This window comes from Xanthomonas sp. NCPPB 2933, from assembly GCF_056725225.1.
This window is the reverse complement of sequence record NZ_CM161518.1, coordinates 3,499,498-3,518,556: the sequence shown is the minus strand read 5'-3', so window position 1 is coordinate 3,518,556 and position 19,059 is coordinate 3,499,498. Positions and strand designations below refer to the sequence as shown.

The 19,059-nt window shown below is 63.1% G+C and carries 17 protein-coding genes; 12 read left to right on the top strand and 5 right to left on the bottom strand.

Going from position 1 to position 19,059, the window contains the following annotated elements; translation table 11 throughout:
* Window positions 1–249, bottom strand: coding sequence for a hypothetical protein (locus tag AC1PLU_RS14420; RefSeq protein ID WP_043889124.1), 249 nt, complete (start codon window positions 247–249; stop codon window positions 1–3).
* 136 nt (window positions 250–385) lie between these two features.
* Here AC1PLU_RS14420 and AC1PLU_RS14415 point away from each other — a divergent pair, with 136 nt between their 5' ends.
* The 10 genes from AC1PLU_RS14415 to AC1PLU_RS14370 all read left to right on the top strand — a co-directional run bounded on the left by AC1PLU_RS14415 (window position 386) and on the right by AC1PLU_RS14370 (window position 10,315).
* Window positions 386–943 (top strand): glutathione peroxidase, encoded by a 558-nt coding sequence (locus AC1PLU_RS14415; protein ID WP_481106585.1) that lies wholly within the window; start codon window positions 386–388, stop codon window positions 941–943.
* A 90-nt stretch (window positions 944–1,033) separates the two neighbouring features.
* Window positions 1,034–2,005, top strand: coding sequence for an FKBP-type peptidyl-prolyl cis-trans isomerase (locus AC1PLU_RS14410; protein WP_043889125.1), 972 nt, complete (start codon window positions 1,034–1,036; stop codon window positions 2,003–2,005).
* A 24-nt stretch (window positions 2,006–2,029) separates the two neighbouring features.
* On the top strand, window positions 2,030–3,379 hold the full coding sequence (locus AC1PLU_RS14405; protein ID WP_023903568.1) for a UDP-glucose dehydrogenase family protein: 1,350 nt from the start codon (window positions 2,030–2,032) through the stop codon (window positions 3,377–3,379).
* Window positions 3,372–3,608: a SlyX family protein gene (locus AC1PLU_RS14400; protein WP_006448709.1), complete on the top strand. Its 237-nt coding sequence runs from the start codon at window positions 3,372–3,374 to the stop codon at window positions 3,606–3,608. The genes AC1PLU_RS14405 and AC1PLU_RS14400 overlap by 8 nt, the downstream gene beginning before the upstream one ends.
* Before the next feature lie 18 nt (window positions 3,609–3,626).
* Window positions 3,627–4,364 (top strand): DUF2058 domain-containing protein, encoded by a 738-nt coding sequence (locus AC1PLU_RS14395; protein ID WP_481094456.1) that lies wholly within the window; start codon window positions 3,627–3,629, stop codon window positions 4,362–4,364.
* 237 nt (window positions 4,365–4,601) lie between these two features.
* Window positions 4,602–5,450 (top strand): transporter, encoded by an 849-nt coding sequence (locus AC1PLU_RS14390; RefSeq protein ID WP_481106584.1) that lies wholly within the window; start codon window positions 4,602–4,604, stop codon window positions 5,448–5,450.
* A gap of 219 nt (window positions 5,451–5,669) precedes the next feature.
* A complete protein-coding gene (locus AC1PLU_RS14385; RefSeq protein WP_481094458.1) occupies window positions 5,670–6,806 on the top strand; it encodes a LacI family DNA-binding transcriptional regulator in 1,137 nt (378 codons plus the stop codon).
* 13 nt (window positions 6,807–6,819) lie between these two features.
* Window positions 6,820–8,130, top strand: a complete 1,311-nt coding sequence (gene fucP / locus AC1PLU_RS14380) for an L-fucose:H+ symporter permease (protein ID WP_006451864.1) — start codon at window positions 6,820–6,822, stop codon at window positions 8,128–8,130.
* Window positions 8,127–9,113 carry a carbohydrate kinase family protein gene (locus AC1PLU_RS14375; RefSeq protein ID WP_481094459.1) on the top strand — a complete coding sequence of 329 codons (987 nt, stop codon included), beginning with the start codon at window positions 8,127–8,129 and terminating at the stop codon, window positions 9,111–9,113. Before fucP ends, AC1PLU_RS14375 begins: the two co-directional genes overlap by 4 nt.
* On the top strand, window positions 9,110–10,315 hold the full coding sequence (locus tag AC1PLU_RS14370; protein WP_481094460.1) for an AGE family epimerase/isomerase: 1,206 nt from the start codon (window positions 9,110–9,112) through the stop codon (window positions 10,313–10,315). The genes AC1PLU_RS14375 and AC1PLU_RS14370 overlap by 4 nt, the downstream gene beginning before the upstream one ends.
* A gap of 416 nt (window positions 10,316–10,731) precedes the next feature.
* On the opposite strand, the gene metH is transcribed toward AC1PLU_RS14370, so the two are convergent.
* From metH to AC1PLU_RS14350, 4 genes are read right to left on the bottom strand one after another with little or no spacing between them, the layout of a single operon-like run.
* A complete protein-coding gene (metH, locus tag AC1PLU_RS14365; protein WP_481094461.1) occupies window positions 10,732–13,485 on the bottom strand; it encodes a methionine synthase in 2,754 nt (917 codons plus the stop codon).
* The gene (locus AC1PLU_RS14360; RefSeq protein ID WP_481094462.1) at window positions 13,482–13,712 is read right to left on the bottom strand and encodes a hypothetical protein; all 231 of its coding nucleotides are present in this window, start codon (window positions 13,710–13,712) and stop codon (window positions 13,482–13,484) included. The genes metH and AC1PLU_RS14360 overlap by 4 nt, the downstream gene beginning before the upstream one ends.
* Entirely contained in the window at window positions 13,709–14,854 is a 1,146-nt protein-coding gene (locus AC1PLU_RS14355; protein ID WP_481094463.1) for a homocysteine S-methyltransferase family protein, read from the bottom strand. The genes AC1PLU_RS14360 and AC1PLU_RS14355 overlap by 4 nt, the downstream gene beginning before the upstream one ends.
* Window positions 14,851–15,846 (bottom strand): ArsR/SmtB family transcription factor, encoded by a 996-nt coding sequence (locus tag AC1PLU_RS14350; RefSeq protein ID WP_481094464.1) that lies wholly within the window; start codon window positions 15,844–15,846, stop codon window positions 14,851–14,853. Before AC1PLU_RS14350 ends, AC1PLU_RS14355 begins: the two co-directional genes overlap by 4 nt.
* Window positions 15,847–15,998: 152 nt before the next feature.
* On the opposite strand from AC1PLU_RS14350, the gene AC1PLU_RS14345 reads away from it, so the two are divergent.
* Together AC1PLU_RS14345 and AC1PLU_RS14340 are read left to right on the top strand one after the other, a co-directional pair.
* On the top strand, window positions 15,999–17,117 hold the full coding sequence (locus AC1PLU_RS14345) for an acyl-CoA dehydrogenase family protein (RefSeq protein WP_481094519.1): 1,119 nt from the start codon (window positions 15,999–16,001) through the stop codon (window positions 17,115–17,117).
* A gap of 341 nt (window positions 17,118–17,458) precedes the next feature.
* On the top strand, window positions 17,459–18,982 hold the full coding sequence (locus tag AC1PLU_RS14340; RefSeq protein WP_481106583.1) for a platelet-activating factor acetylhydrolase IB subunit: 1,524 nt from the start codon (window positions 17,459–17,461) through the stop codon (window positions 18,980–18,982).
* Window positions 18,983–19,059 lie beyond the last annotated feature (77 nt).

Sequence of the window (19,059 nt, the reverse complement as noted above, 5' to 3'; positions counted from 1 at the left end):
TCAGCTCCGTGGGCGCAGAACCTGCGCGAAGGAGAAATAGGGCATCGACAGCGAAGCGCGCAGATGCCGGCTGGGCCGGGTGCGCTCCTCGGGGGGAGTTGTCGCGTTTTCCGTAACCGCCTCCGACACGCCATAATCGGCGCCGGACTCCGTAACCAGACTGGAAGCGGCTCCCAGGCAACCAATGGCGAACAGGGTGCTGCCGAGCAGCAGCAATGGAGCTGGTCGCGTGAAGCGTGTGCTGTTCATGCTTTCCCCTGCGTTGGATGACTGGTGTTGTATCTAACTATAACACCGACACGCAGGCAGTCAACTGTCTGTCATACCCAACTGATGGCACCCCCCGCATCTGCGAGGGGCCGGAACCTATTCAAGGGGATCGCGCATGTTGCTCAATCGTTTGCTGATCGTTGTATTTGCTGGCTTTTTTTCCGCCTCGGCGCTGGCCGCCGGTGCGCCGGTGCTGGATCTGGACTATCGGCCGCTGGCCGGCAAGGCGCCAATCAACCTGAACCGTACGTACGGCGGCAAGGTGGTGATGGTGGTCAACACCGCCAGCAAATGCGGCTACACCCCGCAGTACGAAGGACTGGAAGCGCTGAACAAGCGCTTCGGTAGCCGCGGTTTTTCGGTGCTGGGCTTTCCGTCCAACGATTTCCAGGGGCAGGAACCGGGATCTGAGAAGCAGATCCAGGAATTCTGCACGCTGACCTATGGCGTCAAGTTCCCGATGTTTGAGAAGGTGCATGTTCTGGGCAAGGATGCGACGCCGCTGTATCAGCGCTTGACGCAAGCCACCGGCGTTGCGCCGGGTTGGAACTTCCACAAGTATTTGATTAGTCGCGATGGACGCGTGGTGGCGCAGTTCCCCAGCAAGATCAAACCGGACGATCCGAACGTGCTGGCGGCAATCGAACGCGAGCTCAAGGCACCGTCGCGCTGAGCGCGGCTCTCGCAACGCCGCGCGCACATGCGACAATGCGCATTCAGCGCCGGCGTCGGCGTGTCTTTTCACTTTCGGGAAGTGCATCGAATGAAGATGGGAAAGCGCGGCGCGGCGGCGTCGCTACTGATGGTGGCAATGTCGGCATCGATGCCGGCGATGTCGCAGCAACCGGCCGCAGCGGCCACCAAGGAGAAGCCAGTTGTGAATGCATCGTCTGAGAAGAGCACCCGCGACAACGTCAGCTACGCCATCGGTATGGATGTGGCGCGCTCGTTCGAGCCGATTGCCCAGGACATCGATGTGAGCGCACTGCAACGCGCCATCGAAAATGCATTCAAGGGCGGCAAGCCGTTGTTGTCCGATGAGCAGACCCAGGCCACCGATACCGCCCTGCGCACTGCGCTGGCAGCGCGTAACGGCCAGCAGGTTCCGGGCATGGCGCCGGGTAGCGCGCCTGCAGCGCCGTCCAAGGAAAACGTCGGCCTGATGCTGGGCGATCGCGCGGTCGGCCCGTCGTTGGCCGGCATCAAGGACGAGATCGATCTGAGCATCCTGATGGAAGCCGTGCGTACCGTGTTCGCCAAGGGCACCACGCGTCTGACCCAGCAGGAAGCCGCAGCGACGATGCAGGCCTTCGCCTCTGCCAAGCAGGGCGCTGCCGGTGCCAAGAATCGCGAAGAAGGCAATGCGTTCCTCGCCAAGAACAAGACCGAAAAAGGCGTGATCACCACGGCCTCGGGCTTGCAGTACACGGTGTTGCGCCAGGGTAGCGGCGAGCGTCCGATGCCCACCAATACGGTGCGCGTGAACTACGAAGGCAAGCTGCTCAACGGGCAGGTGTTCGACAGCTCTTACCAGCGCGGCCAGCCGGCCGAGTTCGGTCTGAATCAAGTCATTGCAGGTTGGACCGAGGGCGTCGCACTGATGCCGGTCGGTTCGAAATATCGTTTCTGGATTCCATCCAACTTGGCCTATGGCCCGAACGGCACGCAGGGGGGGCCGATCGGACCAGACGCAACGTTGACGTTCGATGTCGAACTGATGGGTATCCTTCCCTGATCCCCCACAGGAGTATCCCCCCCCATGCGAGTTGCGATCTTTGGTACCGGCTATGTTGGTCTAGTCACCGGTACCTGTCTGGCCGAAGTAGGTCATCACGTTATCTGCGTGGATATCGACCAGGCGAAAGTTGATGGTCTCAATCGAGGGGTGATCCCCATCTATGAACCAGGCCTGGAGCCGATGGTGAAAGCCAACCATGCCTCGGGCCGGTTGCGCTTCACCAGCGACGCTGCCGAGGCGATTGCGCACGGCGAAATCACCTTCATCGCCGTGGGCACGCCGCCGGATGAAGATGGCAGTGCCGACCTGCAGTACGTGCTGGCAGTTGCGCGTACCGTCGGTCGTCATATCGATGGCCCGTCGGTGGTCGTCAACAAGTCCACGGTGCCGGTCGGTACCGCCGACAAGGTGCGCGTGGCGATCCAGGAAGAACTGGATGCACGCGGCGTGGAGCATGAGTTCGACGTCGTCTCTAATCCGGAATTCCTGAAGGAAGGCGACGCCGTTGCCGACTGCATGCGTCCGGATCGCATCGTGATCGGTGCCACCAAGCCGGCAGCGATTGCACGCATGCGCCGTCTGTATGCACCGTTCAATCGCAACCGCGATCGCATCGTCGAGATGGACGTGCGTTCGGCCGAGCTGACCAAGTACGCGGCCAACGCGATGCTGGCGACCAAGATCAGTTTCATGAACGAGATCGCCAACATTGCCGAGCGTGTCGGTGCGGACGTCGAGCACGTGCGTAACGGTATCGGTTCGGATCCGCGCATCGGCTGGCACTTCATCTATCCCGGTGCCGGTTATGGCGGCTCGTGCTTCCCCAAGGACGTGCAGGCACTGGCCAAGACCGCCGAGCAGTACGGCATGCAGCCGACCCTGCTCAATGCGGTGGAGAGCGTCAACAACGCGCAGAAGGGTCATTTGTTCGAATTGGTGCAGCGTCACTACGGCGGCGAAGCTGGCGGCAGTCTTGCCGGCAAGACCTTCGCGGTGTGGGGCCTGGCGTTCAAGCCCAATACCGACGACATGCGTGCGGCCTCCAGCCGCCGCTTGCTGGCGCAGTTGTGGGAAGCCGGCGCCACCGTGCGTGCCTACGATCCGGAAGCCACCCACGAAGCCAAGCGCATCTTCGGTGAGCGCGACGATCTGACCTTCTGCGACGAAGCCTTCGCGGCCCTGGAAGGCGCCGATGCGCTGGTGGTGGTCACCGAGTGGAAGCAGTTCCGCAGCCCGGATTTCGGCAAGATCAAGCAGGCCTTGAAGGACGACGTCGTATTTGACGGTCGCAACCTTTACGACCCGCAGGAAATCGAAGCTGCCGGCCTGGCTTACTACGCCATCGGACGAGGCCGTTCGTTGCATGCATGAGCAACTCTCGCCGCGCGACCAGGAACTGGACGCGCGGTTGGTTGAACTGGAAACGCGGCTCTCCTTTCAGGAGCACGCGCTCAATGAACTGAGTGAAGCACTTGCGGACGCCCGTTTGACGGGCGCCCGCAATGCCGAGCTGATCCGCCACCTGCTCGAGGATCTGGGCAAGGTGCGCTCCACGTTGTTTGCCGATGCAGCGGACGAACCGCCGCCTCCGCACTATTGATTGCAGATTGCCACCGCCATGAGCGATACCTTACGTGACCAGTTGCTTGGGTTGGGCTTCAAGTCCGCCCCCAAGCCCGAACGCAAACCCGACGCACGGCCTGCCGCGCGTCACCATGGCAACGGTGGCAGGCCCGCGCCCGGCGGCAACACGCCGGGCGGCCAGGGCAGGGGACCGCAGCGGCCGCACGCCGCTGCGGCGACCGATGGCAAGCATGAGCGCACAAGCAACGGCAGGCCTGATCGTCGCAACGATGGCAAGCCAGCAGCCTCGCCACGTCCGCAGCATGCCAATGCAGAGCGTCGCGGCCCTAAACCGGCACGCACGCGCGAAGACATCGATCTGGCCAAGGCCTATGCAATCCGTGCGCAGCGCGAGAAGGACGAACGGATCGAAGCCGAGCGACTGAAGCAGGAAGAAGCTCGCCTGCGTCGCGAAGCCAAGGCCAAGCTCGAAGAATTGCTCAAGGACAAGGGCCTGAATCATGCCGATGCCGATATCGCCCGGCATTTTCCGTATGGCGGCAAGATCAAGCGCATCTACGTGACCGCCGATCAGCTCAAGGCGCTCAACGCCGGCGAGCTGGGTGTGTTGCAGCTCAACGGGCGTTATCTGCTGGTCACCGCCGAGTTGCTGGCCGAAGCCGAAGCGGTGTTCGCACCTTCGGTCGCATTGAAGGTGGATCCGAATGCACCGGCAAGCGACGACCCGTATGCGGACCCCCAGTATCAGGTGCCCGACGACCTGGTCTGGTAACGCTGCACGACATGGTTTTGTTGTTACATGGGCACCTGATGGGTGCCCATCTGTTTTGGCGCATGCCTTGGCGTTGCGCAGCTGGATCCCTGCTTGCCCGCATGCGTGTTGAGCAGTGCAGCAAACACGCGGCTGGCGATACACAGGCCGGTCACGGCACGCGCGGCACCATGCGCGGCGTTGTTGGTCGACGTATGCGGGCACGGTGTCCGTGGCGTTGCAGCTCACTTCCTGCCGATGGTGTCGCGTATGTCCATGTCTTCGAATTCCCTGCCATCGTGTGCCGATGCCTCAATGCGCTCAGCAGTGCGCCGTGTTCCGTGCATGCATGGGCGTCGCAACGCTGTGTCGGTTGGATTATTGGGGCTTGTGCTGTGCGCGCTTAGTCAGCAGGCGGCCGCGCAGGCGGCCGAGGCGCCGGCATTCGATCGCCCCGGGATTCCGTTCGCTGCCGAAACGCTGCAGCCGGGTGCGTTTGCCTGGGAACAGGGCTTGCCAGATGCGAGCACCGACCGCGCCGATGGGCAGCGGATTACGCAGTACACCGCCGATACGTTGCTGCGTCTGGGCTTGTTGCAGAACGTGGAGCTGCAGCTGGGCAGCGACAGTTACAACTGGCAGCACGGCGGTGGCGCGCGCGTGCATGGCGGTGGCGACAGCCATATCGGCTTGAAGGTCGCACTGCCGTCGCGTTCGGACAGCTTTCATTGGGCCGCGCTCGGCAGCTACAGCGTGCCGACCGGCAGTCCTGATTTCAGCGATGGCTACGCGCGCGAGCTGGGCGTGACCGCGTCGTGGGATCTGGCGCAGGAGCGCGCGCTGGCGCTGTACGTCAACTATGCGCGCGTCAAGGACGGGCACACCTGGACCTTCTCGCCCAACTACACGTTCTTTTCCGGCGAGCGTTTCAGCAGCTATGTGGAAGCGGGCTTCGACACCGGCAGCGAGCATTCGCGCGTGGCTGGTGCCGGCGGCGCCTGGCAGCTGCCGCATGCGATGCAGTTGGATGTGTCGGTGCTGCGTGGGCTGACTTCGGAGAGCCCGGATTGGCAGGGCGGGATCGGCTTGTCGATCGCGTTTCAGTGATGGCAGTTGGTGTGGCGACGGCCAGGCCGTGCCCGCCGAATTGCCGCGAAAGCCAGGTACAGGGCTTGCAGCTCAGGTAGCACGACATTCGCCAGTCCAGCCAGCACGCACTGAATATGCTGCACTGCCGCATGCATTGATTGGCCGGAAAAGGCCTAATTGGATCGATCCAATCGACGCCAGATACATGCGCATTTCTTCCACTGCAAAGCCGGCTACATGACGCGTGCCAAGCCAATGCCGGCCGCCCCGGATGACGACGATGCGCGCCGTATTCGACGCGGTGCAGTGACGTTGCGCGATATCGCCAATGCCATCGGCGTATCGCGCGCGACCGTGTCTTTGGTGTTGCGCGGCAGCCCGCTGGTGCATGCGACCACGCGCGCACGCGTGGAGGCCGAGCTGGATCGGCAGAACTACGTCTACAACCGTGCCGCGGCCAATCTGCGCTGCCGCACCTCGTCCAGCATCGCGCTGGTCATCAACGATCTGTCCAATCCATTCTTCGCCGAGTTCGCTGCAGGTGTGGATGAGGCCTTGGGTGCGGCCGGCTACGTCACCTTGCTCGGCAGCACCGGCGAATCCACGCAGCGCCAGCAGGCGGTGCTGACCTCGCTGATGGAGCACACGCCTGCCGGCATCATCCTGTCGCCGGCCGAAGGCAGCCAGGCCCAGGCACTGAATCAGGTGCTGGGGCGCCAGCACAACGTGGTGTTGTTCAACCGCGAAGTGGAGGGCGCGCAGTGGGATCTGCTGGCGCTGGATAACGAACAGGGTGCGTTTCTGGCCTGCGAGCATCTGATCGCGCAGGGCCATCGGCGCATCGTGTTTTTCGGTGGCCATGCCGAATCCAGTTCCTGCCGCCAGCGCCGCGCTGGCTACACCCGCTCGATGACGAATGCTGGCTTTACCGTGCACTACGTCGAATCCGCACCGAATCGTCAGGACGCCGCGCTGTGCGGCGCGCGCATGCTCGATGGCGCCGACCACGCTGCAACCGCTGCGGTTTGCTACAACGACAGCGTTGCGCTGGGCTTGATGGCCGCGCTGGCGATGCACGGCATCGTGCCGGGCCGCGATTTTGCAGTGACCGGCTTCGACGACATCGCCGAAGCCGCCTTGTTTACACCGGCATTGACTACGTTGGCCGCAGATCCGCGTGCGCGCGGCAGGCAAGCCGCGCAGCTGGTGCTGCAGCGTATTGGCAGCCCGGAGCGCGCATCGCAGCGCTTGACGGCCGCAGTCGCATTGAACATCCGCGCGAGCAGCGCCTGCTCGCCATCCGTGCTGACGCATCATCCCCCAGGCGATTCCGATTTCCCCGCTCATTCCCCCACCAAGGCCTCAGGCCGCTGACCAGGCAATTCCTATGGTTTCCCTTTCCACGCAATCCACTGTGCCAAGCGGCAACAAGGCGCCGGTCAACAACGGCGTTGCGTTGTCGGTCGTCACCACGATCTTTTTCATGTGGGGCTTTCTCACCTGCCTCAACGACATTCTGATTCCGCATCTGAAGGCCGTTTTCGAACTCAACTTCGCGCAGGCGATGCTGGTGCAGTTCACCTTCTTCGGTGCGTATTTCCTGATGTCGCTGCCGGCCGGTTGGCTGGTGGCCAGGCTTGGCTACAAACAAGGCATCGTTGCCGGTCTGGCGGTTGCTGCGGTCGGTGCATTGGGCTTCTGGCCTGCGGCAGAATTACGCGTCTATGGCGCATTTCTCGGCGCGCTGTTCGTGCTTGCCACCGGCATCACCATCCTGCAGGTGGCGGCGAATCCGTATGTCGCGTTGCTGGGTCCGGAGCGCAGTGCGTCCAGCCGTTTGACTCTGGCACAGGCGCTCAATTCGTTGGGCACCGCGATCGCGCCGCTGTTCGGTGGCTGGTTGATCCTGTCCAACACCGTGATGAGCGGCGACCAGCTCAAGGTGCTGCCAGAGGCCGAGCAACTGGCCTATCGCGTGCAGGAAGCGCAGGCCGTGCAGGGGCCGTACATTGGCCTTGGCATCGTGCTGTTCTTGCTGGCGATCTTCGTGTTTCTGTTCCGTCTGCCGGCACTGACCGATGCCGGCGCGCAGAAGGACGAGAGCAAGCATTCGCTGTTGGATGCCTTGCGTCATCCGCATGTGCGCTTCGGAGTGCTGGCGATCTTTTTTTACGTCGGCGCGGAAGTGGCGATCGGTAGCTTGATGGTCAACTACTTCTCGTTGCCGCAGATCGGTGGTTTCACCGAGCGTGAGGCAACCAACTACGTGTCGGCGTACTGGACGCTGGCGATGATCGGCCGCTTCATCGGTTCGGCCTTGCTGGCCAAGCTGTCGCCGCGTGTGTTGTTGTCGGTGTTCGCTGCAATCAATGCACTGCTGCTGGGCCTGACCATGGCCAGCGGCGGCATGCTGGCGGTGTATGCATTGGTGGCGATCGGCTTGTTCAACTCGATCATGTTCCCGACCATCTTTACGCTGGGCATCGAGCGCCTTGGTCCATTGACCGGCCGCGCATCGAGCCTGTTGATCATGGCGATTGTCGGCGGCGCCATCGTGCCGTATCTGCAAGGTTTGCTGGCCGACAGCATCGGTCTGCACGAATCGTTCGTTCTGCCGCTGCTGTGCTACCTGTACATCGTGTTCTACGGCATCTGGGGCTCGCGTCTGCGTGGTGCACTGGCGGAGGCGCGCGCATGAGTGCTGTCAAGAATCGGGTGGTCTGTTTCGGCGAGGCCTTGATCGACATGCTGGCGCTGCCGCCGGCCGGCCCCGACGAGGCGCTCACATTCGCGCAATACGCCGGCGGTGCGCCGGCCAACGTCGCCATTGCGGTGGCGCGGCTGGGCGGTGCGGCGCATTTTGTCGGCATGCTAGGGCGCGATATGTTCGGCGATTTTCTGCTGCAGAGTCTGCAGCAGGCCGGCGTCGCCACCGATGGCATCGTGCGCACCGATCAGGCCAAGACTGCGCTGGCCTTCGTTGCATTGGATGAAGCCGGCGAGCGCAGTTTCAGTTTCTATCGCCCGCCTGCGGCGGATCTATTGTTCCGTCCCGAGCACTTTGCTGCTGACGGTTTCAAGCAGGCCGCCGTGCTGCATGTGTGCTCCAACAGCATGACCGAGCCTGCGATTGCGCAGTGCACGCTCGATGGCATGCGCGCCGCGCGCGCCGATGGTGCCATCGTCAGCCTGGATCTCAATCTGCGCCCGATGTTGTGGCCGCAGGATGTAGATCCGGCAGCGCTGCTGTGGGAGGCGTTGGCGCTGGCCGATGTGGTCAAGCTCTCGCGCGAAGAACTCGATTACCTGGCCGGCACGCTCGATGGCGATGCCAGCACGGTTACCCAGAAGCTGTGGCAGGGCCAGGCCAGCTGGTTGCTGGTCACCGATGGTGGCGGGCCGGTGCATTGGCAGACGCGCACCGATTCCGGCCAAGTGCCGGCGTTCCGTGTGCAGGTGCGCGACAGCACCGCAGCTGGCGATGCATTCGTCGGTGGTTTGTTGTTTCAGCTGGCGGCACGCGCGTCCACGCTGGAGCAGCTGTGTGGCGATGCGGCTGCGATCACCGAGGTGATCCGTTTTGCCGCGGCGGTCGGTGCGCTGGCGGTAACGCGCAAAGGCGCGTTCGCCGCGATGCCGAGCGTCGATGAAGTCCATTCTTTGATCCAGGAACAATCATGAGCCGTTTGCCTGCGACCCCCGCACCCGATTTCCGCTCGGCCGATGTGCTGCGTCAGCATATCGCCGACACCATGGCGTTCTACCATCCGCGCGCGATCGATCCGGCGGGCGGGTTTTTCCAGTATTTCCGCGACGATGGTGCGATCTACGACGCTGGGCATCGGCATCTGGTCAGCAGTACGCGCTTTGTCTTCAACTACGCGATGGCCTATCGCGAATTCGGCGATGCGCAGTATCTGGAAGCGGTACGTCACGGCCTGGATTATCTGCGCAACGTGCACCGCAATGCGGCCACCGGCGGCTATGCGTGGACCTTGCGCGATGGCGTGGTCGAAGACGACATGAATCACTGCTACGGCGTGGCGTTCGTGCTGCTGGCGTATTCGTGCGGCCTGAAGGCCGGCATCGAAGAGGCGCGCGCGTGGATGGACGAAACCTGGCAGCTGCTGGAAAAACATTTCTGGGAGCCGGAATTCGGGTTGTATCGCGACGAAGCCGATGCGCAATTCAACTTCACCAGCTACCGCGGCCAAAACGCCAACATGCATATGTGCGAGGCGATGATTGCCGCGTACGAAGCCAGTGGCGAGCAACGCTATCTGGACCGCGCACTGTCGCTGGCCGACACCATGACCCGGCGCCAGGCAGCCAAGGCCGACGGCCTGGTCTGGGAACATTACGATCTGCAGTGGAACATCGACTGGGACTACAACCGCGACAATCCCAAGCACCTGTTCCGCCCCTGGGGCTTCCAGCCGGGTCATCAGACCGAGTGGGCCAAGCTGCTGATGCTGCTGGATCGCTACGCGCCAACCGATTGGTTGTTGCCGACCGCACAACATCTGTTCGATGTGGCCGTAGAGCGCTCATGGGATGCGCAGCGTGGCGGGCTGTATTACGGCTTCGACCCCGATGGCAAGGTCTGCGACGACGACAAGTATTTTTGGGTGCAGGCCGAGTCGCTGGCGGCCGCGGCGTTGCTGGCGCAGCGCAGCGGCGAAGCGCGTTATTGGCAGTGGTACGACAAGCTCTGGGACTATTCCTGGAAGCACATGATCGACCATCGCTATGGCGCCTGGTATCGCATTCTGGATGCGGACAATCGCAAGTACAGCGACGAGAAGAGCCCGGCCGGCAAGACCGATTACCACACCATGGGTGCGTGCTACGAAGTCTTGAACGTGTTGCGGCCGGCTGCGTGATGCGACACGGTCGGTGAGGTGTGCCGACCGTACAATCACTTCAAGACGCCGAGATATCGACTCGGAGTCTTCGTTTAGCTGCAGTCAGAAGCTGAGGTTAGAAGCCTGGTCGGTCGAGGGCGCGGTGCCCTCACCGCTTGCGGGACACGCCGCAAGTACATCCGTGTAGGCTCGGTGGCGGCATCCATGCCGCCACACGGTCCCGCAAGCGGCGAGGACACCGCACCAGAAAGTTTGCCGGCTGTTTTATTGAAAACCATGCACACCGACCATCTTGACTGGCCCTTGCCCGCCCACCGTCGCGGGACCTTACGCGGCATGGATGCCGCGTAAGAGCCTACACGGACGTACTTGCGGCGTGTCCCGCGACGGTGGGCCGGCAAGGACCCTGCAGCCAAGCCGCAGATCAGCCGCCCTCACTCCGGGTCGTAATCCAGATTCGATGCCAACCAGCGTTCGGCCAGCGCCAGTGTGATGCCTTTGCGTTTGGCGTAATCGGCAACCTGTTCCTTGCCCACTCGCCCTACCACGAAGTACTGGCTTTTCGGGTGGCTGAAGTAATAACCCGAAACCGCCGCAGTAGGCAGCATTGCGAAACTTTCGGTCAGCGTCATCGTGGTGTTGCGCTCGGCGTCGAGCAGATCGAACAAGGTGCGTTTTTCACTGTGTTCCGGGCATGCAGGGTAGCCGGGTGCAGGACGGATGCCGCGATAGCGCTCGGCGATCAGTGCCTCGTTGTCCAAGCCCTCGTCTTCGATGTACCCCCAGAACTCGGTGCGCACACGCTGATGCAAACGCTCGGCGAGTGCTTCGGCCAGACGGTCGGCCAAGGCCTTGAGCAGGATCGCGTTATAGTCGTCGTGCGCCGCTTCGAAACGCGCCACATGCCGATCGATACCAATACCGGCAGTGACCGCGAACGCACCGATCCAGTCCTGCTTGCCGCTGCTCTTGGGCGCGATGAAATCGGCCAGACAGAAGTCGGGGCGGTCGGCGGGTTTGTCGACCTGCTGGCGTAGAAAGTGCAAGAGCTGCCGGGATTGGGAATCGGGGATGTGGGATTGGCTAGGCTGCTGCGAATCCTCAATCCCGATCGCCGAATCCCGGTGGTCCGTCAGGACCACTTCCACATCATCGCCCACACTATTGGCCGGCCACAGCCCGAACACGGCCTTCGCGGTCAGCCACTTCTCGGCGACGATCGTGCGCAGCATCCTGCGTGCATCGCGATACAACTCGTTGGCCTGCGGACCGACGACTTCATCGCTGAGAATCGCCGGGAACTTGCCGGCCAGTTCCCAGGCCTGGAAGAACGGGGTCCAGTCGATCAGCTCGATCAATTCCTGCAGTGGATAGTCGTCGAACACATGCACGCCCGGCTGACGCGGGGTAGGCGGCACGTAGTTGTCCCAATCGCCATCGAAACGCTGCGCGCGTGCCTTTTCCAGCGAGACCAGTCGTTTTGCATCGCCACGATTTCTGTGGCGGGTGCGGATCTCCGCGTAGTCGGCATCGTTGGCGGCCACGAAGGCCTGACGCAGATCGCGCGAGATCAGCGACTGCGCAACGCCCACGGCGCGCGAGGCGTCCTTCACCCACACGGTGGGCGCTTTGTAATGCGGGTCGATCTTCAGTGCAGTATGCGCGCGCGAGGTGGTGGCGCCACCGATCAACAACGGAATCTCGAATCCCTGTCGCTGCATCTCGCGCGCAACATGCGACATCTCTTCCAGCGACGGCGTGATCAAGCCGGATAGCCCGATCAGATCGGCATTCTCCGCACGCGCCCGGTCCAGGATCACCTGCGCGGAGACCATCACGCCCAGATCCACCACGTCGAAGTTGTTGCACGCCAACACCACCCCGACGATGTTCTTGCCGATGTCGTGCACGTCGCCCTTGACGGTGGCCATGATGATCTTGCCGTTGGACTTGCCGATATCGCCGGTGCGCAGTTTTTCCGCTTCGATATACGGCAACAGATACGCCACCGCTTTCTTCATCACACGTGCGGATTTGACCACCTGGGGCAGGAACATCTTGCCCGCGCCGAACAGGTCGCCGACCACGTTCATGCCGTCCATCAGCGGACCTTCGATCACATCCAGCGGGCGCGTGGATTGCTGCCGCGCTTCTTCGGTGTCGGTTTCCACGAACGCATCGATGCCATGCACCAGCGCATGCGCCAGGCGTGCGCGCACCGGCTTCTCGCGCCAGGCGAGGTCTTCGACTTTCGCCGCACCTTTGCTGCCTTTATAGCGCTCTGCAATTTCCAGCAAGCGTTCGGTGCCGTCCTTGCGGCGGTTGAGGATCACATCCTCCACACGCTCGCGCAGTTCAGGGTCCAGTTCGTCGTAGATCGGCATGCCGCCGGCATTGACGATGCCCATGTCCATGCCGGCCTTGATCGCATGGAACAGGAACACCGAATGGATCGCCTGGCGCACCATTTCGTTGCCGCGGAACGAGAACGACACATTGGAAACGCCGCCGGAAATATGGCAGTGCGGCAGCGTGCGCTTGATCTGCCGGGTGGCTTCGATGAAGTCCACCGCGTAGTTGTCGTGCTCCTCGATACCGGTGGCGACGGCAAAGATATTCGGGTCGAAAATGATGTCTTCCGGCGGAAAACCTACCTGCTCGGTCAGCACTTTGTAGGCGCGCGTGCAGATCTCGACCTTGCGTGCACAGGTGTCGGCCTGGCCCACTTCATCGAAAGCCATCACCACTGCGGCTGCGCCATAGCGCAGGACCTTGCGCGCCTGTTCGATGAATTGCGCTTCGCCTTCCTTGAGCGAGATCGAGTTGACCACGCTCTTGCCCTGCAGGCACTTCAAACCGGCTTCGATCACGCTCCACTTGGACGAATCCACCATCACCGGAATGCGTGCGATATCCGGCTCGGACATGATCAGGTTGAGAAAGCGCGTCATCGCTTTTTCGGAATCGATCAGGCCCTCGTCCATATTGACGTCTAGGATCTGCGCACCGCTGGCAACCTGCTGGCGTGCGACCTCTACCGCCTCTTCGTAACGCTCTTCCTTGATCAGCTTGCGGAACTGCGCGCTGCCGGTGACATTGGTGCGCTCGCCGACGTTGACGAACAGCAGGTCCGGCGTAATGACCAACGGCTCCAGGCCGGACAGGCGGGTGTAGCGGGGAGTGCTCATGCGATGCTCTGGTGGGCGTCGGACGTAGCGAATGTCCAGGCGAGGCGATGATGATTGGTGGTCGGCAGGGCGCGGATCGCGATGGCCCTTATCCGCCCTTTGGACACCTTCTCCCGCTCGCGGGAGAAGGGACCTTTCGTCCACGTGCCGAGCAATGTGCCGTTCTTCTTCCGCGAGCGGGAGAAGGTGGAACTCAGCGCCGGATGAGGGCCCACGTGCTGCATCACGCCGCCAGCTCCTGCGCACCCGGCAGCTGCCGTGGCGGCAGATCGGCCACCGCTTCGGCAATCGCGCGGATGTGATCTGGCGAGGTGCCGCAGCAACCGCCGACCAGATTGAGCAGGCCGGCTTGCGCAAATTCGCGCAGGGTTGCGGCCATTTCTTCCGGGCTTTCGTCGTACTCGCCGAAGGCATTCGGCAGGCCGGCATTGGGATGCGCGCTGACGTAGGCATCGGCGATCTGCGACAGCGTTTCCACATGCGGGCGCAGATCCTTGGCGCCAAGCGCACAGTTCAAGCCCACCGACAGCGGCCGCCCGTGCGCGACCGAGGCATAGAACGCCTCTGCCGTTTGGCCAGACAAGGTGCGACCTGAGGCGTCGGTGATGGTGCCGGAGATCATCACCGGCAAGCGCCCGCCGCGTGCTTCGAACACTTCTTCGATCGCATACAGCGCGGCCTTGGCGTTGAGCGTGTCGAAGATGGTTTCCACCATCAGCGTGTCGGCGCCGCCGTCGATCAGGCCGTCGATGGCTTCGCGATAGGTTTCGCGTAGCGCATCGAAACTGGTGTTGCGATACCCGGGGTCATTGACGTCCGGGCTGATCGATGCGGTGCGGCTGGTGGGGCCGAGCACGCCGATCACGAAGCGCGGCTTGTGCGGAGTGAGCGCTTCGACCTCGTCGCAGCACGTGCGCGCGACCTGCGCGCCAGCCTTGTTCAATTCGTACACCAGGTGCTCCAGGTGATAGTCCGCCTGGCTCACCGAAGTTGCGTTGAAGGTATTGGTTTCCAGCAGATCAGCACCGGCATCCAGATAGGCGCGATGGATACTGGCGATGATCTCGGGGCTGGACAGCAGCAACAGGTCGTTGTTGCCTTTCAGGTCGTGGCCTTGCGGCGCGTGCGCGTGATCGCAGCCCGGGCCATGCACGTGTACCTGCGTGCTGTCGTACCCGTCGGCAAAGCGCGTGCCGCGATAGTCCTGTTCCTGCAGGTCGTGGCGCTGGATCATGGTGCCCATTGCGCCGTCGATGATGAGGATGCGCTCGCGCAACGCAGCGCTGAGTTTTTCGGCGCGCTCGGGATGCAGCCAGGGCAGTGAGAACGAGAGTGGGGATTGGGGATTAGGGATTGGCGTAGGCGTCATGATCCAGTTCTCCGCGAGTCAATGCTTTTGCTTTCATCCAATCCCGAATCCCGGCTCACCACTCCCGGCTTCATCGCAATCAACGAAATCACTTCGAAATGCGGGGGGCGCTTCTCGCGCGTCACCGTCTCCAGGCTGGACACGTCCAGCCCGGCTTTCTCGGCGAACTTGCGCAATTCTTTGGACGCAAATCCGAGATTGACGTGGCCATAGGCATGCACCGCGGCGCGATGTTCGTGCTTGGCCAGGCTGCACAACAGCAAGCGGCCACCGGGGCGCAGCACGCGCGCGGATTCGGCCACCGCCTGCGCCGGCTTGGCCGCGTAGGTGAGCGCATGCATCATCACCACCAGGTCGAAGCTGGCATCCGGGAACGGCAGCGCATGCATGTCGCCTTCGCGCACTTCCACATTGCGCAGCTTGCGCAGGCGTTCGCTGGCGGCGGCGACTACGCGCGCGCTGGTGTCGATGCAGATGTAGCGGGTGGCGTGCGGGGCCACCAACTCGGCCAGCACGCCGTCGCCGGAGGCGATGTCGAGCACGTCGCCGGTTTCCAACAAGGGCAGGGCGGTGCGCGCCAGCGCTTCCCATGTGCGCCCCGGGGAGTAATGCCGCTCCATATCGCCAGCCACCGAATCGGCCCAGTTCTGGTCGGCGGCGCGGTTGGCCAGCACGGCGGCCACGCGCTCAGCGTCCTGGCGCAACAGTGGGTCGTCGCTGCCGGTGCTCAGCGCCAGCCACAAGGCGCGCTGCGCCGGGTCCAGCGACACCTCGTCGAAGCGGTAATAGGCCGACACGCCGGCGCGGCGGTCGCGTACTAGCCCGGCTTCCTTGAGCTTGGCCAGGTGGGTGGACACGCGCGGCTGGGCCAGACGGGTGATGGCCGACAGCTCGGCCACGGTGAGTTCTTCCTGCTCAAGCAAGGTCAGCAGGCGCACTCGGGTGGCGTCGGCAAACACCTTCAGGCGCGCCGACCAGTCTTCCAGATCCATGAATATCTCTATATCGCGATATGGAGATATTTTCGGCCCGGCAGGGTGTGGGGTCAACTACATACGCATGCGAATGGTTGTGGCTACAATGGGTGCTCAGCCTAGGCCTGGAGGGATGCGACGTGGATTTCAGCTTTACCGAAGAACAATTGATGATCCAGGATGTGGCGCGCCGCATCGCCCAGGAAAAGATCGCCCCCAGCGCCGAACAGTTCGACCGCAGTGGCGAGTTCCCGCTGGACAACATCCGCCTGCTCGGCGAAAACGGCCTGATGGGCATCGAAGTACCGGCCGAGTACGGTGGCGCCGGCATGGACCCGATCAGCTACGCGCTGGCGATGATCGAAATTGCTGCCGCCGACGGCGCGCACTCCACCATCGTGTCGGTCAACAATTCGCTGTTCTGCACCGGTATTTTGAAGAACGGCAGCGAGGCGCAGAAGCAGCTGTACGTGCGTGCGATTGCCGAAGGTGCGCAGATCGGTGCGTTCGCGCTGACCGAGCCGCAGTCCGGTTCGGATGCCTCTGCGATGCGTTGCCGCGCGGTAAAACAAGCCGATGGCAGCTTCGTGATCAACGGCAAGAAGAGCTGGATCACCTCCGGCCCGGTCGCCAAGTACATCGTGCTGTTTGCGGTGACCGAGCCGGACAGGGGCTCGCGCGGTATCACCGCCTTCATGGTCGACGCCGATCGGGCCGGCTTCCATCGCGGCAAGACCGAACCCAAGCTCGGCATCCGTGCTTCGGCCACGTGCGAGATCGAGTTTGCCGATTACATCGCGCAGCCCGATGAAGTACTGGGCGTGGAGGGCGAGGGCTTCAAGACCGCGATGAGCGTGCTCGACGCCGGGCGCATCGGCATCGCCTCGCAGGCGGTGGGCATCGCGCGTGCGGCGTACGAGGCCACGCTGGCTTACGTGAAAGAGCGCAAGGCGTTCGGCGCGGCCATCGGCACCTTCCAGATGACCCAGGCCAAGATCGCCGACATGAAGTGCAAGCTGGATGCAGCGCTGCTGCTGACGCTGCGCGCGGCCTGGTTGAAGGGGCAGGGCCAGAAGTTTGGCACCGAAGCGGCGGTGGCCAAGCTCACCGCCTCGGAAGCGGCAATGTGGATCACCCATCAGGCGGTGCAGATCCATGGCGGTATGGGCTACTCGAAGGAAATGCCGCTGGAGCGCTACTTCCGCGATGCCAAGATCACCGAGATCTACGAAGGCACCTCGGAAATCCAGCGCCTGGTGATTGCGCGCGCCGAGACCGGCCTGCGCTGAAGCCGGCCACACTCCGGCGCTGCCGCTGGATGCGGCAACGCCACCGACCCAAGGTGTGTAGTGGTCGATCCGGCAACGTGTTGGTGTAGGCGATTGCTTCGCATCGCCGGGTAGGAGCGCGCTTGCGCGCGATGAAGCACTATCGATAAGGCTTCATCGCGCGCAAGCGCGCTCCTACGCAAGCGTGAGCGGCCTGGCATCACAGGTGTGCCGTGTCAGTGGCCTGGTGCCGGCAGACGGCAAGTACTTCACATCGCTACAGAGCGGATGGCTACGTCCGCGCTTGTCGGGTGCGGCGCACGCGGATCACAATCGCTGCTTCTCCAGCCTCTGGTGCGCGCATGCTCCGCTCTTTGCACGCTGTGTTTCATCGCCTTCCACTGTCTGCCATTGCGCCCGTGCTGGTGTGCTGGGGGCTGTTGCTGGTCTGCGGCGTGGCAAGTGCACAAACGCCACCGCCCTCGATCGTGCCTACCGACCGCTTGCAGGAAGCCTGGTGGGCGCAACGACACGCGCAGGTGCTGGAGGAGGTCAAACAGCACGCCGACACGCCGCTGCTGTTGATCGGCGATTCGATCACCCAGAACTACGAAAAATCGAAGGCGCCGGACGAAGAATTCCAGCCGACCTGGCAGACCTTCTACGGCAGCCGCGGCGCGCTCAATCTGGGCTTCAGCGGCGACGGCACCGAGAACGTGTTGTGGCGGCTGGCCAATGGCGAGGTCGACGGGCTGCAACCCAAGGTTGCCCTGGTGCTGATCGGCACCAACAACACCGGCCATCTCGGCCAGACCGCCGAGCAGACCCAGCTGGGTATCGATGCGGTGGTCGCGGCGATCGAACAAAAACTGCCGCGCACGCACATCCTGTTGGTGAGCGTGCTGCCCAGCGATATTTCCAGCGAAAAATCGCGCCGCGATGCGCAGGTCAATCAAGGGCTGGCATTGCGTTACGGCGACAACCCACGGGTGACCTATCTGGATGTGGGGTCGATCTTTCTGCGCGACGGCAAGCTGCGCACCGAGTTGTTTTACGACACGCGCTTCCGGCCGCCAGCCGGCGCCTTGCATCCGGACACGCAAGGCCAGCGCATGCTCGCCGAAGCGATCGAACCGACCCTGGCCCGATTGCTGGGCGAGTCGCCGGTCAAGCCGGTCGCCGAACTCGGCCGCGAGTTTGCGACCTCGCTGATTCCGGTCGACTGGCTCGAACAAGACTCGTACGACTGGTACGCCCGCCACCATGCAGCGCTCGCCGCAGCGCACACATTGAAGCCGGACGTGGTGATGATCGGCGACTCGATCACGCATTTCTGGGCTGGCCCACCGCAGGCCACACGCGTGAGTGGCGCGCAATCGTGGCAGTGGTTGTACGGCACGCGGCCGGTGCTGAATCTGGGCTTCGGCTGGGACCGCACCCAGAACGTGCTGTGGCGGATCCACCAGGGCGAGCTCGACGGTCTGGATCCGCAATGGGTGGTGCTGCATCTTGGCACCAATAACCTCACCGGCACCGCGCAGTCGCGCGCGAGCACGCCGGCCGAGGCTGCCCTGGGCGTGGAGGCGGTGGTGAACGAAGTGCATCGCCGCTTGCCCAACAGCAAGCTGATCCTGATGGCGATCATGCCGCGCGGCCGCCAGGCGGGTGACGCGCAACGCGCACCGATCGCCGAGACCAACCGCTTGCTGGCCGCGCGCTATGCCAAGGATCCGTCAGTGCGTCTGGTCGATATCGGCAAGCAACTGTTACAACCCGACGGGACCTTGCCCGAGGCGCTGATGCCCGACGGCACGCACCCCAGTGAGGCCGGTTATGCGATCTGGGCGAAGGCCTTGCGCGAGGCGGGCGTTACGGCCTTGCCGTAACGATAATGTCAGCAGCAGCTTCGAATGAGGCTGCTGTCGGTCAAGCCGTGTAGCAGCACTCAAGCATTTTTCAGACC